14 protein-coding genes are annotated in these 15,269 nt (G+C 46.4%); 1 reads left to right on the top strand and 13 read right to left on the bottom strand.

Features of this window, described 5'->3' with window-relative positions:
• Nucleotides 1-180: 180 nt before the first annotated feature.
• From dnaI to ACN9MT_RS11605, 11 genes are all read right to left on the bottom strand, one after another.
• Nucleotides 181-1,098, bottom strand: a complete 918-nt coding sequence (dnaI, locus tag ACN9MT_RS11555; RefSeq protein ID WP_035406319.1) for a primosomal protein DnaI — start codon at nucleotides 1,096-1,098, stop codon at nucleotides 181-183.
• A gap of 12 nt (nucleotides 1,099-1,110) precedes the next feature.
• Entirely contained in the window at nucleotides 1,111-2,472 is a 1,362-nt protein-coding gene (locus tag ACN9MT_RS11560; RefSeq protein ID WP_035406315.1) for a replication initiation and membrane attachment family protein, read from the bottom strand.
• Between the two features lie 72 nt (nucleotides 2,473-2,544).
• The gene (gene nrdR / locus ACN9MT_RS11565; protein ID WP_035406313.1) at nucleotides 2,545-3,021 is read right to left on the bottom strand and encodes a transcriptional regulator NrdR; all 477 of its coding nucleotides are present in this window, start codon (nucleotides 3,019-3,021) and stop codon (nucleotides 2,545-2,547) included.
• A 13-nt stretch (nucleotides 3,022-3,034) separates the two neighbouring features.
• Entirely contained in the window at nucleotides 3,035-3,403 is a 369-nt protein-coding gene (locus ACN9MT_RS11570) for a hypothetical protein (protein WP_426272216.1), read from the bottom strand.
• Nucleotides 3,404-3,510: 107 nt separating this feature from the next.
• Nucleotides 3,511-3,897: an adenosylmethionine decarboxylase gene (gene speD / locus ACN9MT_RS11575; protein WP_023469024.1), complete on the bottom strand. Its 387-nt coding sequence runs from the start codon at nucleotides 3,895-3,897 to the stop codon at nucleotides 3,511-3,513.
• Nucleotides 3,898-4,155: 258 nt separating this feature from the next.
• Nucleotides 4,156-5,199: a glyceraldehyde-3-phosphate dehydrogenase gene (locus tag ACN9MT_RS11580; RefSeq protein WP_312067473.1), complete on the bottom strand. Its 1,044-nt coding sequence runs from the start codon at nucleotides 5,197-5,199 to the stop codon at nucleotides 4,156-4,158.
• Between the two features lie 154 nt (nucleotides 5,200-5,353).
• A complete protein-coding gene (gene coaE / locus ACN9MT_RS11585; RefSeq protein ID WP_426272217.1) occupies nucleotides 5,354-5,938 on the bottom strand; it encodes a dephospho-CoA kinase in 585 nt (194 codons plus the stop codon).
• Complete coding sequence (mutM, locus tag ACN9MT_RS11590; RefSeq protein WP_426272218.1) at nucleotides 5,935-6,765, bottom strand: DNA-formamidopyrimidine glycosylase; 831 nt, start codon at nucleotides 6,763-6,765, stop codon at nucleotides 5,935-5,937. Before mutM ends, coaE begins: the two co-directional genes overlap by 4 nt.
• Nucleotides 6,766-6,781: 16 nt before the next feature.
• A complete protein-coding gene (gene polA / locus ACN9MT_RS11595; RefSeq protein WP_426272219.1) occupies nucleotides 6,782-9,379 on the bottom strand; it encodes a DNA polymerase I in 2,598 nt (865 codons plus the stop codon).
• A 212-nt stretch (nucleotides 9,380-9,591) separates the two neighbouring features.
• The gene (pnpS, locus tag ACN9MT_RS11600) at nucleotides 9,592-11,325 is read right to left on the bottom strand and encodes a two-component system histidine kinase PnpS (protein ID WP_290785337.1); all 1,734 of its coding nucleotides are present in this window, start codon (nucleotides 11,323-11,325) and stop codon (nucleotides 9,592-9,594) included.
• The gene (locus ACN9MT_RS11605) at nucleotides 11,322-12,041 is read right to left on the bottom strand and encodes a response regulator (protein WP_369792024.1); all 720 of its coding nucleotides are present in this window, start codon (nucleotides 12,039-12,041) and stop codon (nucleotides 11,322-11,324) included. Before ACN9MT_RS11605 ends, pnpS begins: the two co-directional genes overlap by 4 nt.
• A 211-nt stretch (nucleotides 12,042-12,252) precedes the next feature.
• Between ACN9MT_RS11605 and ACN9MT_RS11610 the strand changes: the two genes are divergently transcribed.
• On the top strand, nucleotides 12,253-12,678 hold the full coding sequence (locus tag ACN9MT_RS11610; RefSeq protein ID WP_035406299.1) for a divergent PAP2 family protein: 426 nt from the start codon (nucleotides 12,253-12,255) through the stop codon (nucleotides 12,676-12,678).
• A 49-nt stretch (nucleotides 12,679-12,727) separates the two neighbouring features.
• Here the strand turns inward: ACN9MT_RS11610 and ACN9MT_RS11615 are convergent, their stop codons facing one another.
• On the bottom strand, nucleotides 12,728-13,867 hold the full coding sequence (locus ACN9MT_RS11615) for a zinc-dependent alcohol dehydrogenase (protein ID WP_035406295.1): 1,140 nt from the start codon (nucleotides 13,865-13,867) through the stop codon (nucleotides 12,728-12,730).
• Nucleotides 13,868-14,321: 454 nt separating this feature from the next.
• Nucleotides 14,322-15,260 carry a malate dehydrogenase gene (gene mdh / locus ACN9MT_RS11620; protein WP_426272220.1) on the bottom strand — a complete coding sequence of 313 codons (939 nt, stop codon included), beginning with the start codon at nucleotides 15,258-15,260 and terminating at the stop codon, nucleotides 14,322-14,324.
• Nucleotides 15,261-15,269: the final 9 nt, after the last annotated feature.

Here is a 15,269-nt window from a genome sequence, read left to right on the forward strand (position 1 = left end):
GCAAACGGATTAGCCCCGTTCGTGCTATGAGGGAGTAAAGACATGAATGATGCCATGAGAAGCTTCCACCGTTCTTCTCTCGCTAGTTTGGTTCATTTCATACTTCATATCCTCAATCGTTGCATCGTCTATTGACGTGTCATTAGTATAACGAATCCGTTGCTTCCTTGACAAGGAAAATTAGTAGCGACGTCGATTTTCACCAAGGAACTCGATTGGTTGCGTCGTCGTCCGGATTCGTTCCATCAGTCGTGCAGCCTTTAATTTATCGCCTTGATCATTTGTGATTCCGAAATGGAGCTCGAGTTCATCATAAGATAAGTTCGAGCTGAATAATGTCGGCAGACGATGCATCATGCGATACTGCAAAATGATCCCGAACAATTCATCCCGTACCCACGGACTGATCGATTCAGCACCGATATCGTCAATCAACAATACTGGAATCGTTTGAAATCCTTCGAGGAATGTATCAAACGAGTCAGACCGAATCCTCCGTTTCGCTTCAGCGACAAACCCCGGGGCATGGACGAGAATCGTTGCAATCCGTTCTTTTTTCAAAGCATTCCCGATCGCAGCCAAAAGGTATGTTTTCCCGACACCAAAGCTACCATGAAGGTACAATCCCTTTACCGTCTCCTTCGAGCGGAGATGATTGAGGAACTGAGACGCCGCACGTAAGGCAAGCTTACGGTCCGTCGTCGACAAGTCAAAATCACTGAAGTTCGCATCGCGGACTTCATCCGGCAGGAACAGGCTCTTAAATTTCTTCTCAAGCGCACGTTCATCCTCTCGGTCTTTTAACGCTTGCGACTTCTCATACGAGACGACGATCTGTCCTTTTTCGACGTGCAGGATCGGCTGGTACCCTTCGATGACTGCCTTACTTTCAATCAGTCGATTTCCGTCCATCTGTTCCGCATATTCATTCAATTTGAGCATGCCCCGCTCGATCATCCGTTGATCGATCTCCGGATGTGTCCGCAAGAACATGACGACACCTGGATGAGACAACACTCGTTGTTGAATCGCTCGAACCGATTCTGCGACGTCCGGTCGACTTAATATTTTTTCGATAGATGATTGAATATGTTCCATGTCTCGACTCCTTTAGTTCCCCTTCAGTTCTCGTAAGATCCGTTCCATTTCTTCATCATCTGGAACATCTGCTTCGAAACTCGCTTTTTTAGAGGCTTCGTACTCCTGCTGTTTTGCTTTCTCTTCTTGCAACCACTTCGGATTCGGACCGCCATTCGTGTTGCTTGTCCGTCCCCGGCGACCACCAACAGTTTGACGCGCACGTTCTTGTTTTTGCTCCTGCTTTTTTGAAATCAACTCATCCTGCTCCTGCGTCTTCGCTAGTGCCTCGGATGCCGTCACGTATCCCTTCTGTTTCCAATCATCAACGATCGATAAGAGGAAGTTCTTGCTGAAGCGATTATCTTTTTTGATGACGAGCGCATAGTAGTACGCAGCATTGACGATCCCAGACGACATCTCATAATCGATGATCAATTGTTGGATCAATTCTTCATCCCGTTCAGACAACGCTTTGACCTTTCGCAACTTCGCTACATAATGCTTCGGATGGGTGCTTTCCATCGTCTCCGTCGCTTCGATGTCTCCGACCTCGATCGTGTCTAGTGAGGCGACCTTCGCTTTTTTCTCCCGGCTGAGTTTTTGTTTCGCTGACAACATCATCTGTTTGCAGCGTTCTTGCTTCTCAGCATCGGTCATCGGCAAGTACGCTTCGTGACGGAAACGGGCATTCAACAGTTCCGCCATCAATGCTTCATTCGACTGCGTGACGTAAGCAAGCTTCACGAGCAGATGATCGATTGCCTTTGAGTAAAATGTTCGTGGCAGGAAACGATCGGTCTGTCGCTTCATCTCTTCTAGATCAAACGAATAGTCGAATTCATATACCGCACGTTCCTGTTTCGCATAAGCTTTCGGCTGATGAGCGGAAGCAAGACCAGCTTTTACGTCGAACACTTGATCAAATCGAACCGTCCGATCAACGATGTTCTTCGGAAGCGGCTCCGTCCGAAAACGATGCTGTAACGACCGGAACCGGATTTCACCGACGCGATAGAACAGCAGACTCGATAACACCCCGTCATTCAAGAAGGTGTTCGGCGCGAGCGGAACCCGGATTTGATAAATGTAACGATAAGCGGCTTGGCGCGCTTCGAACGTTCGAATCAACCCGATCCCTTCTAGCTTAAATAACTCTTCCTTGAACTCATCGACGGAAAACCCGAGTAGTGTTCCGAGTTCCGCATGGGAAATATACTGGGATTTCGTTTTCCCTGGGATCATCTCACTCCAAAACGTTTGATAGAGCCCAAGCGCTTTAACACCGATAATCGGCTGGTATAAATAATATAAAGATTGATAAGCTTCACGGTCGACGACACCATTGCTCATCACTAAGCAAAGGTCGGTACCGGAAAGTTCACGTTCTACCATCTGACTCGTCCTTTCCTTAGGGAGAAAAAGAGAGGTGCGCTGACCGGACAGACGACCTCTCTTATATCACGTTCAATTCTCACGGTCATTTTCCTGATGTCGCTCCATCAGTTCAGAGAGCTCTTGGAAAAAGACATTGATGTCCTTAAATTGTTTATAAACACTCGCAAAGCGGACATATGCCACTTCGTCAACGGATGCTAGTTCATTTAATACGAGACGTCCGACCTGCTCACTTGGAATCTCATGCTGAGCTGTCGCTCGTAATGCCTTTTCGACCCGACTGACGACTGTTTCTAGCTGTTCAATCGAAATCGGTCGTTTTTCACAGGCACGCACTAATCCGCGTAGAATTTTCTCGCGATTGAACTCGTCACGCGTTCCGTCTTTCTTTACGATGATTAAAGGGGTCTGCTCGACCATTTCGAATGTCGTAAAACGATAGCCACAAGACTCACATTCACGTCTTCTTCGAATCGAACCGAAATCCTGGACTGGTCTTGAATCCAGTACTTTTGTTCCGTTAAAATTACAGGCTGGACAGCGCATGCCGTACCTCCGTTCACGTGATTTCTTTTGTTCCAATCATCTTTAATCGATACCCTGCATCAAGTGATGCATAGATTCGCTCAATTTGTTTCTCGAGATCAGGTCCGAGAAGACTTTCACGGTGTAAGAAGAGATCGACGGCAGTATGTCCGCCTGCCACCATGATGACTGTCGCAAGTCCATCGACTTCTTTTAAGGTAAAAGCGAGTTCTCCACGTTCCGCGTCAACACGACGAACCGTTCCGCCATCTTGCTTTAAGATATTTTCTAAACCAGCAAACAACATCTCCACAGTTGCTGCGTAGTAGTGTGTGCGTAGGTTTTCGTTTTTATGTGTATCGGATGTCTCTAGCTGTTTTTGCAAACGTTCCTTCAGTCCCATGGTCATCCTCTTTTCTTTGTTTCTTCTACTATTAAGAATAACAGACGTCAGACATATTAAAAAGCCCTCGTCTGAACGACGAGGGCTTGACGAATTCGTGTGTATTGTCAGTTGACGTGCTGGACAGTAGCCGCTGGAACTTGAACAGGTCCCATACCACGTGGAATTTCGACATTTTCACGGATTTTCGCATCGAGCTTTTCAGCAATGTAGTTCGCTGCGATGGCTGGATCGATCCGATCCCCACAAGTAAAGACATCAACCGATGCATACCCGTGCTCTGGGAAACTGTGAATCGTTAAGTGCGATTCAGAGATAATGACGACGCCACTGACGCCGTGTGGTGCAAACTTGTGGAATGCTACTTCTCGTACTTCTGCACCTGCTTGAAGTGCTGCGTCAACGAAAAGTCGTTCAACGAATTCCATGTCGTTCAATTTTTCAGGATTACAATCCCAAAGTTCTGCAATAATGTGTCTTCCCATAGTATCCATTTGTGGATCCCCCCTACATTCAATGGTCTTCAAAGTAGTTGATCACTTACTTTGCGCCTGAGTCGTTCGCACCCACGGGGGAAAGTTAGTCCAGAGAGGTCCTAACCCTTTAAGCTGCGATTGCCAGACCGATTGAAGTTCACGATTTGAATTATAGCGAGTATCAAAAAGATACACAAGGATAAATTTCAAAAATTAATACATTTTAAGAAAAAAAACGGGACAGCCCCCGTCATTGCTGGGATCTGCCCGTTATAATTAATTCAATTCAAGTTCTTTTTCAACGGTTCCCATCGCCTCTAAGTGTGCCGAGACGAGGTGTACGAGATCAACGACGCGGCATGAGTAACCCCACTCATTATCGTACCAAGCGAGGACCTTCACCTGACGACCACCCATGACCATCGTCGAGAGCCCGTCGACGACCGTCGAACGTTCTTCTCCGTTAAAGTCGATTGAGACGAGCGGTTCCATCGTCATTCCGAGAATGCCCTCAAGCGCACCGTCCGCTGCTTTCGTGAAGGCTTCGTTCACTTCAGCAACCGTCGTATCCCGACTGACTTCGACGACGAGATCGACGAGTGATACGTTCGGTGTCGGAACACGAAGCGCGAGTCCATTTAATTTCCCTTCCAAATGTGGCAAGACGAGCGCAATCGCCTTTGCCGCGCCTGTCGACGTCGGAATAATCGATGAGCCGCATGCCCGGGCGCGCCGTAAATCCTTATGCGGGTTATCAATGTTATTTTGATCGTTCGTAAACGCATGAACCGTCGTGACGAGACCTGATTCGATTCCGAATGCACGGTCGATGACTTGTACGACAGGTGCGAGACAGTTCGTCGTACACGATGCGTTCGAAACGATATCATCCGTTTCATGATCATACATGTCATCATTGACACCCATGACGATCGTCCGAACATCCCCTTTAGCAGGTGCCGTGATGACGACCTTTTTTGCTCCTGCCACTAAATGCTTCGCAGCGCCCGTATCCGAATTGAACTTCCCTGTTGCTTCGACGACGATATCGATGCCGAGTTCCCCCCACGGCAATAGCTCAGGATTGCGTTCACTGACGATTTGAATCTCTTTTCCGTCAACCATCAACGCCCCATCGATGATGTCGACCGGATAATTGAATTTTCCGTGTACCGTATCATACTTGATTAAATGCGCGAGTGTTTCGACTGGATAACTCGCATTAATTGCTACGACTTCGCTTTTCCCCTCAGCGATCAGACGTCGAAAGACCATTCGACCAATTCGACCAAAACCATTGACTGCCACCTTGACTCCCATGTGCGGATCCCCCTTCAATGTGACGGATGTAGCTCCGTTTACAGATAGAACTATATCATGAAATGTAAGCGATTTCATTATGTTCTCTAAAAAAAGTGAGAGAAGATGGAAACTTCTCTCACTTCATGTCTTTCATAACTTGTCATCATTTGCATCAATCACCATACCGACTTAACCACTCATCGATTTGTTGGTATAACGAATCAATACTACCGTCATTGAAGAATACATCATCTGCAAGCTCTTTTTTCTGTTCGATGCCGAGTTGCGCATGGATACGTGCATACGCTTCTGCTTCTGATAAATCATTACGTTGCATCAATCTTCTTAACTGCATATCTTCTGGGCAATAGACGACAATGACGCGTTCGAACAGGTTTCGCCAATCCCCTTCTAGCAGTAACGGAATATCAAATACGACGAGAGAATGTCCTGAACGTTCATAGGCATCTGCTGCTTCGAGCATCTGTTGTCGAATACTCGGGTGCATCAACTGATTCAATTGTTGTCGTTTTTCACTATCTTGAAAAATGATTTGTCCGAGCTTTGGACGGACAAGACGTCCTTTTTCAAACGCCTCTGGGAATGCCAGTTGGACTGCATCATATGCTCGCCCTCCCGGATCAACGACTTCTCGCGCAATAAGATCCGCATCGATGACCGCTATTCCTTTTTGTTTTAAATAGCTAGAAACCGTACTTTTACCGGTTGCGATACTCCCTGTCAGACCGACTCTCATAAGGCAACCTGTTGGCACGTCGGACAGAAATGTGTTCCCCGTCCACCGACTTTGATTTTTTCGATGGCTGTACCACAACGAGGACACGGTTCCCCTTTTTGACCATATACCGCAAGTTGAAGCTGGAATTCACCTTTTCCTGACGGCGAGACATAACTCCGGATCGTACTTCCCCCTGCTTCCACCGCTTGTCGTAAAACGTTGACACCGGCTTGATGAATGCGTGAGATATCGTCGAGTGTCAAGGCGCCGGCTTTCGTCAACGGGTGGACACGTGCAGCATGAAGGGTCTCATCGACATAGATGTTACCGAGACCAAGGAAGATGGACTGGTCGAGCAGTGCCGTTTTGATTGGACTTCTCTTTTTACGAATTAAATTCTCCGCTAACACTTCTGCTGTAAATTCCGGATCAAACGGTTCACGCTCCAGTTGTGCCAGTGGAGCAGTCTGCATCGCTGTTTGCTTATCACGTAATTCCATCGTTCCGAACTTCCGAACATCATTATAGTGAAGTTCCGAACCATCCGTGAAACGGAAGACGACATGCGTATGTTTATCCCGTTCAACCGGTTGTGGATATGGGAAGTACTTTCCTTCCATCCGCAAATGGCTGACGAGATAAAAACGATCAAAATCAAAGAGCAGGAACTTTCCGCGACGTTCGACGCGTTCGATCCTTTCTTGATGTAAGGCATCTGCAAATCGCGCCACTTCCATCCCCCGAATCATTTTCGGATGGTAGACTTTGACGGAAGAGACTGTCTTTCCAGAGACCGAACGTTCTAAACTGCGGCGAACGGTCTCGACTTCAGGTAATTCAGGCACATCTATTCCTCCTTGCTTACTTCGTTTCGTACCACGTATGCCCTGCGCCCCCATCGACGCGTAGCGGTACGGATAGTTCGACGGTCTGCTCCATCGCTTGTTTGACAAGTGCTTGTAAAGCGTCGAGTTCTTCGTCTGGTGCTTCAAAAATCAATTCATCGTGTACTTGTAATAACAAGCGTGCCTTCAGATTAGATGCTTTCAAAGCAGCATGAACATCAAGCATTGCTTTTTTAATGATATCTGCAGCCGAACCTTGAATCGGTGTATTGATCGCAGTACGTTCAGCAAAACCACGTAAGTTAAAGTTTTTCGAGTTGATATCCGGAATATTGCGGCGACGGTTCATCAACGTTTCGACGAATCCATTTGCTCGTGCCGTCTCGATTGCTGTATCCATGAACTGTTTGATTTGCGGGAACAACTCGAAATAACGATCGATGAATGATTGCGCTTCTTTGCGTGTGATGTTCAAGTTTTGAGACAATCCATAATCGCTGATTCCGTAAATGATTCCAAAGTTGACGGCTTTCGCCTGACGCCGCATGTTTCCTGTGACATCTTCCGGTTCGACACCGAAGACACTACTTGCCGTTTGAGTATGAATATCCTCATCATGGAGGAACGCATCGACAAGCGTCTGATCCTGCGACATATCGGCCATGACACGTAATTCGATTTGTGAATAATCAGCAGCGTACAATGACCAGCCTGTTTGACTCGGAACGAAGGCTTTTCGAATCTTCCGTCCTTCTTCAATCCGGATCGGGATATTCTGAAGGTTCGGATTGACCGAACTTAAACGACCTGTTTGAGCGATTGTCTGAGCAAAACGAGTATGGATTTTTCCATCTTCCTTGATGACTTTTTGCAATCCTTCAACATACGTTGACTGCAACTTTTGCAGTTCTCGGTAAAGCATGATGTGATCGATGACTGGGTGCAGCGGGCGCAGTTTTTCAAGGACATCTGCGGCAGTCGAGTAGCCCGTCTTTGTTTTCTTAAAGGCAGGGAGTTCGAGTTTTTCAAACAAAATTACACCGAGTTGTTTCGGAGAATTAATATTGAACGACTCACCTGCTGCTTCAAAGACCAATGTCTCAAGTTCTGTTAAACGCCCAGCAAGATCCGCTTGCATCTCTTGGAGCGTCGCGACGTCTACGCGAATCCCAGTCCATTCCATCTCAGCGAGGACACCTGATAGTGGACGCTCTAACGTTTCATATAACTCGTATTGTTGATTCGCCTTCAGTTCTTCTCGGACTTTTGGGAACAGCAATTCAACCATCCGTGCTTTCTCAGCTAAATAAGGATGAAGAGCTTCATCTTCTGGCGCGAGACGTTTCGCCCCCTTACCGAGTACTGCTTCCTCATTCGGCGCCATTAATGCATAATGACCAGCGATCGAAGCGAGTGTTGTACCGCCACTTAAGTTTAACAAATAGCCTGCTAATAACAGATCTTCGTACCCGTTCAATGTCAAGCCGTGTTTACGCAATGCAAATGCGACTTGTTTCGCATCGAGACAAATCTTTTGATGTTCCGACTCGATCCATTGACGGAATGCTGGATCCTCGACGAGCGTCGGAGCAGCAACATAGATCGTGTCAGGCGTTGCTATCGCAAATCCAATGATGTCTTCTTCCATGTAATCTTCTCGAAGCTGTTCTGCAATCAATACGGCATCCGTGACGTCTTTAGGAAGTGAAGTGATCGTCACGACGTTTAATTGTTCTTTATCCTCTTCTTTGACGACAGGGGCGAATCGATTCGTCAATGACTTGAAGCCAAGTGACTGGAACAACGAATAAGGAACTTGGGTATCGACATTGCGAATTTGCAAATCATCTAGCGTCGTCTCGAGCGGGACATCCACCTTGATTGTCGCGAGTTCTTTCGACAGTCGTGCGAGCTCTTCGTTCGCGATGACTTTTTCTTTCTGCTTCCCTTTTAAATCCTCGACATGTTCGTACAGTCCTTCAACAGAACCATATGCCGAAATCAATTTAACAGCCGTCTTTTCACCAATCCCAGGAATCCCTGGAATATTATCCGATTTATCACCCATCAACCCCTTCAAATCAATCATTTGAATCGGCTTTAGACCACCATACGTCTCAGCAAACAGTTCCTCTGTCATGCACTGGACGTCCGTGATCCCACGCTTCGTGATCAAGACTTCGACCTTATCCGTGACAAGTTGAAGTAAATCTTTGTCTCCTGTGACAATCCGCGTCCGATCCGTTGGCATCGTCCGTGCGAGCGTACCAATCAAATCATCTGCCTCATAGCGATGGAGTTCCATCATTTGAATACCGAGTGCTTCACAGATGTCTCGGACGATCGGGAATTGTTCCCGTAGTTCGGACGGTGTCTTTTCTCGACTTCCTTTATACTCCTGATAGACATCGTGACGGAACGTTTCACTCGAAGCATCAAAGGCAACGACCATATGTGTCGGTTGTTCTTCTTCAAGCAACTTCAATAACATCATCGTAAAGCCATAGGCTGCGTTCGTATTTCGTCCTTGCGCGTCCGTCATTGGTGGTAAAGCGAAAAACGCCCGATAAGTCAATGAGTTCCCATCAATCAATAACAATTTATTTTCCATCATCTACGCCCCTTTAATCGATTTTCTGTCCCTATTGTATCACTCTGCACACATTTGTTCGCTAAAAATGACCAAAAAAAGACGATTGACTCACGGAGAGTCAACCGCCAAGAGCATGACGACATGGGAGCTGATCCAGTCGCCATACAGATGATGAAGAAGGTACTTTCATCATAAGATACATCTATTAAGGAATTGTGAATCCACTGTGAAATTCAGCCATGTTTTGGTAAACGAATCGTAAACGTCGTTCCTTGTTGCTCCGCCGATTCGACATCAATTTCTCCATGGTGAAGATCAACGATGTGTTTAACAATGGCCAGCCCGAGACCCGTTCCACCTGAATTACGGCTTCGCGCCTTATCGACACGATAGAACCGTTCGAAGATACGCTGTGTCTCCTTCGGATGAATACCAATCCCATCATCTTTGATGATGAGTTGGACAGACTCTTCTCCATCCTCGAGTTGAATCCAGACGTTACCACCGTTCGGTGTGTAGTTCAACGCATTCGCAACTAAGTTGACTACGACTTGTTTCAACCGATTCAAATCTGCCCGGATGAAGACTTCCTCTTCCGTTTCGATATGAATCATCATCTCTTTTTCCGCTGCTCGTCGATGCAACAGCTCTGCGGTTTCGCGAACGAGACTCGTCACATCAACGATTGCTGTCTCAAGCTGATAGTTGTCTTGTTCCAGTCGCGATAGTTCGAGCAAGTCTTCGACCAATGACTGCATTCGTTCTGACTCATCATGAATGATCCGCAAAAATTGTTCCCGGATTTCCGGAACATCTTGCGCACCATCGAGTAACGTTTCTGCAAACCCCTTGATGGACGTCAGTGGTGTTTTTAATTCGTGGCTGACATTCGCAACGAAGTCTTTGCGCATCTGTTCCAGCTTTTTAATTTCCGTAATATCGTTGAAGACAACGGTCGTTCCTTGCACGCGACCGTTCTTATCAAAAATCGGTGCGGCACTGACCATAAACGTCCGGCTGTTGATGCCGAAACGGACACTCGATTGTTTGCGATTCGGTTTTTCTGTCAGATAGACATCTTCAATCACCTGACTCATCTTTTCGTTCGGAAGCACACGGTAATATAATTTTCCACTAGATGGTTCGTGAATATGGAACATCTCCCGATAGGTACGGTTAACAAGTAGTACATAACCCTTTTCATCAATCAGCATGAGACCGGCTCCCATGTATTCGATCAAGGATTCGAGTCGTGCCCGTTGCATCGCTTCACCGGATGATGCATTCTCTAGATTTCGTGCGAGGAGATTGATCGAGCGTCCTAAATCACGTGATTCATCTGGCGCCGCTAACTCGTAGACGCGTGACTTGTAATTCCCATGTGACAGTTCGTGCAACACATCGGTCGCCTCCGCGATTGGTCGTAGGAACCGTTTCGTTGATCGATAGATTGTCAAAAAGATGATTACGAGCGAAGCAAGGAGTGAGAAGAAAATGACCGTCCAAATCCGCGAATAGATAATATTCAAATCTTTAGCATAACGAATGAAACTGACGTACACTTCTCCACCATCTGCTGTTGGAACAGGCTTCGTGAACTGGACGACACTGTCATCCGTCTTCGATTCAAACGTGCCATCTTTGGGAATCGCTGAGAAATTGAGAGTTGCTACTTTCAGTTTCGTGACATCAACAGGGGTACCTGCGATGATTTCCCCACGTCCGTTAAATAAGATCATGTCAAAGTTGGATTCGGCATACAATTGATTCACGTACTGTGCCATATCAGAAACTTCGCGCCCTTGTAGGATCGTCTCGACAAGCGAGGTTTCATCCATCAGTTTTTCTTTTTCATTTTGAACATAGAATTCCTTAAATGATTGTCCAAGTAGAAAACCGAGTGCAACAAGCACCAAACTAATGAAAGAAATCATTTTAAAGATGAACCGTTTCCGATACTTACTCATTCTGGTTTCGGCTCCTCCATCTTATACCCGAGACCGCGGATCGTTTTGATATAAATCGGTTTTTTCGTATTCGGTTCGATTTTTTCACGGACGTGACTGATATGCACATCCACGATACGCGTATCGCCGACGAAATCATAATTCCAAATCGCGGATAACAGTTGATCTCGTGTCAAGACACGTCCTTTATTTTTAGCGAGATATACGAGCAATTCAAATTCCTTAGGAGTAAGTTCAAGACGTTCTTCTGCTTTGAAAGCTTCGTAGTTATCCGGAACGATTTTGACGTCACCAATCAGAATCGTTCCGTCCGTGACCTCATCCGGGGATGCTGTCTGATGACTCATCCGTCGTAAAATCGCTTTTACACGGGCAACGACTTCGCGTGGGCTAAACGGTTTTGTCAGGTAATCGTCCGCACCGAGTTCTAGACCGAGCACCTTATCAAACTCATCATCCTTTGCCGTCAGCATCAAGATCGGTGTATTGATTTTCTGTTGACGTAGTCGTTTACATACTTCCAGACCATCGAGTTCCGGCAACATAAGATCCAGTACGATCAGTGCGGCATCTTGTTTTTCCGCTAATTTCAAACCTGACATTCCATCATGTGCCGTTTCGACGACAAAACCAGCCTGCTCTAAATTAAACTTCAATAGTGTTGCAATCGACAATTCATCATCTACCACGATAATTTTATCTTTCAAACCTTGCATCCCCCTCAAGTTTCGTTCTTTCGAATGAGGAATTCCGTGGAATCCGCTTCGTCTGTCTTCATCTTACCGACTTTTACTGGAAAATCACAAATCTTTCTGCTGTTTCTTTACATAATCTTTAAAGGAGACGATGAATCCCTCTTGATCATTCGTGTAAAAGCGATAAAAACGGGGAATCAATACATATCGTCAATCGTAGGAGGTAGAATGTATGGAATGGAATCATCCCCTTTTTGCAGCCATCACGGCATGGTTCATCGCTCAAGCAGCGAAGCTTGTTACGAGTTTGGTACGGACCAGAAAGTTCGACCTGGAGATCATGTTTGCTTCCGGTGGTATGCCTAGTTCACATAGCTCGACTGTCGTCGCGTTAGCCGTGGTCATCGGTTTTCAGGAAGGCTTCTCATCTTCGCTCTTCGCACTAGCTGCCATATTTGCCACAATCATCATGTATGACGCGACGGGTGTCAGACAAGCTGTTGGTGTTCAGGCAAAATTACTCAATGATTATTTTAAGGGAATTCGTCATGAGACCCCTCTTCTGAATGAACTCGTCGGTCACACTGAGTTTCAAGTATTCGTTGGTCTCTTACTCGGTTTAGCTGTCGGTATCTTGTGGCCAGTTTTCTTCTTTTAATGCAAACAACCCATCCGATTTTGGATGGGTTGTTTGCATGTGAAGTGACTTATGGTTTTAGAACGACCTTGATGCATCCATCTGTTCGATCGTTGAAGGTTTGATAGGCTGCAGCAGCATCATCGAGTGCCACTCGATGCGTTACGATGTCCGTCGGATCAAATTCCTTGTTGATGATTTTCTGGAACAGTTCCGGCATCAAATGGACGACGGGTGCTTGTCCCATTTTCAGTGTGATATTCCGAGTGAAAAAGTCGCCGAGTGGAAATTGATTATATTTTTTTGCATAGACACCCGTCAACTGTACGGTACCAAACTTCCGGACAGCATCCTTCGCAATATCAATGGCGCTCAACGTTCCCCCTTGCAAACCAATCTTTTGTTCGATTTTTTCAACCGGTGACATCTTCCCATCAAGACCGACGCAATCAATCACGACATCTGCCCCACCTTGCGTCAATTCTTTGATGTAGGCACCACTTTCTGCATGATCTGAAAAATTCACGGTCTCGACTTTATTCGTCACTTTGGCGTGATTTAATCGATAGACTTGATCATCCACCGCAATGACCCGTTTCGCACCTTGCATCCATGCGAATTTTTGTGTCATCAGTCCGACAGGTCCCGATCCGAGTACGACGACCGTGTCCCCTTTTTTCACACCAGCATGCAGGACACTCCAATATGCTGTAGGTAAAACGTCAGATAAGAACAACAACGCTTCATCTTCTAGTTCACACGATTCAGGAATTACGAGCGGCATGAAATTTCCAAATGGTACTTTTAAATATTCCGCCTGACCACCGGGATGTCCACCAAACTCTTCTGTAAAACCAAAATATCCACCTGTATCGACATGCGGATTTCCGTTTGAGTTATCACATTGACTTTCCATATCATGTTCGCAAAAGAAACAGTGACCGCAAGCAACGTTAAACGGTAACACGACGCGGTCTCCCCGTTTGACCTTCGTCACTCCTGGTCCAACTTCTTCAACGATGCCCATCGGTTCATGACCAATGACATAGTCTTTGTGAGCTGGCATATTCCCTTGATAAATGTGTAGATCCGAACCACAAATTGCAGTCGAGGTGATCTTTACGATGATGTCATCGTTTTTATCAATCGATGGATCCTGTACTTGTTTGACTTGAACATCTTTTGTTCCTTGGTACGTTACGGCGCGCATGTAAAATCCCCCTTAGTGGAATAAAATGACGTACCTTTGTCCTTACCCTAATACAAGCATTTATTCTACATGTTTTTTAAAATTGGAACTTTTATCCTACATGGATCGTATGATGTGAAATAAGCAATTTATATTACACGCTCATATATGAAAGGAGCCTATTTTGTGGCACGCTGTACTGTTTGTCGTCAATCTTGGTCTGCTCGAACGATTTATCGTTTGATATGGTCTGCTCACGGACTACCTTGCCCGTATTGTCAGAACCAACAGCACCTCCATATGGAACACCAAGGTTACTTCCTTCGAATCGGTTATTTGGTTCCATGGTTCACATTTCTGCTCATACTGGTCTGTCCTTGGTATGCTAAATTATCACACCATGCCTCGCCTTATCGATTATGAAAAGGCGAAAAAGACGAACCTGTCGAAAGTGACAGATTCGTCTTTTTTAGATTCAGGATTTTAATAAGTCGAGTACCGAACGGACGGTAGACGCAGATCGGTTCAGCGCTTCTTGTTCATCGGCAGTCAGCTCGAGTTCGTAGACGTGCTCGACACCGTTCCCACCAAGAATGACCGGTACACCAAAGTACATATCGTTGTATCCGTATTCGCCTTCGAGATAAGCGATTGCCGGAAGAATCCGTCGCTGATCCTTCAAAATCGCTTCGACCATCTCAGCGATCGCCGCTGCTGGCGCATAATAAGCAGAACCGTTTCCAAGTAACTGAACGATTTCACCGCCCCCTTTACGGGTCCGGTCAACGATCGCATCGAGTCGTTCTTTCGATATGAGCTTCTCAATCGGAATTCCTCCTGCCTGAGAATAGCGCAGTAGCGGTACCATATCATCTCCGTGTCCACCGAGCACGAACCCTGATACGTCCTTCACAGAAACATTGAGTTCTTCTGCTAGAAATGTCCGGAAACGTGCTGTGTCGAGGACGCCGGATTGACCAATGACACGCTCTTTCGGAAAACCAGATGCTTGATAGACCGTATACGTCATCGCATCGACAGGGTTCGTCAAAACGATGATGATTGATTCCGGCGCATGCTCGACGACTTCCTTCGTCACAGCTGTCATGACGGCAGCATTCGTACTCACAAGGTCTTCACGGCTCATACCCGGCTTTCGCGCGATACCGGCAGTGATGACGACGATATCCGCACCGTTGATGTCCGCATAATCCGATGTCCCTTTTACCGAAGCATCAAATCCGAGGATCGGCGCTGCTTCTTGCATATCGAGCGCCTTTCCTTTCGTCGGATTCTCTTGCTCTGGCCGGTCGACGAGGACGACATCACCTAACTCTTGCTGGGCCAGATAAAGTGCCGTCGTCGCTCCCGTAAAGCCACTTCCAATGACTGCGATCTTCTTCCGTCTGTTCATCGACTCATT

Source organism: Exiguobacterium sp. R-17 (assembly GCF_049913315.1).
GTDB lineage: Bacteria > Bacillota > Bacilli > Exiguobacteriales > Exiguobacteriaceae > Exiguobacterium_A.

Bases quoted from the DNA above. Each gene is read 5' to 3' on its own strand.
- dnaI (WP_035406319.1), bottom strand. From the start codon at position 1,098: ATGGAACATATTCAATCATCTATCGAAAAAATATTAAGTCGACCGGAC.
- ACN9MT_RS11560 (WP_035406315.1), bottom strand. From the start codon at position 2,472: ATGGTAGAACGTGAACTTTCCGGTACCGACCTTTGCTTAGTGATGAGC.
- nrdR (WP_035406313.1), bottom strand. From the start codon at position 3,021: ATGCGCTGTCCAGCCTGTAATTTTAACGGAACAAAAGTACTGGATTCA.
- coaE (WP_426272217.1), bottom strand. From the start codon at position 5,938: ATGAGAGTCGGTCTGACAGGGAGTATCGCAACCGGTAAAAGTACGGTT.
- ACN9MT_RS11615 (WP_035406295.1), bottom strand. From the start codon at position 13,867: ATGCGCGCCGTAACGTACCAAGGAACAAAAGATGTTCAAGTCAAACAA.
- polA (WP_426272219.1), bottom strand. From the start codon at position 9,379: ATGATGGAAAATAAATTGTTATTGATTGATGGGAACTCATTGACTTAT.
- ACN9MT_RS11580 (WP_312067473.1), bottom strand. From the start codon at position 5,199: ATGGGAGTCAAGGTGGCAGTCAATGGTTTTGGTCGAATTGGTCGAATG.
- ACN9MT_RS11610 (WP_035406299.1), top strand. From the start codon at position 12,253: ATGGAATGGAATCATCCCCTTTTTGCAGCCATCACGGCATGGTTCATC.
- speD (WP_023469024.1), bottom strand. From the start codon at position 3,897: ATGGATACTATGGGAAGACACATTATTGCAGAACTTTGGGATTGTAAT.
- ACN9MT_RS11605 (WP_369792024.1), bottom strand. From the start codon at position 12,041: ATGCAAGGTTTGAAAGATAAAATTATCGTGGTAGATGATGAATTGTCG.
- mdh (WP_426272220.1), bottom strand. From the start codon at position 15,260: ATGAACAGACGGAAGAAGATCGCAGTCATTGGAAGTGGCTTTACGGGA.
- ACN9MT_RS11570 (WP_426272216.1), bottom strand. From the start codon at position 3,403: ATGGGACTGAAGGAACGTTTGCAAAAACAGCTAGAGACATCCGATACA.
- pnpS (WP_290785337.1), bottom strand. From the start codon at position 11,325: ATGAGTAAGTATCGGAAACGGTTCATCTTTAAAATGATTTCTTTCATT.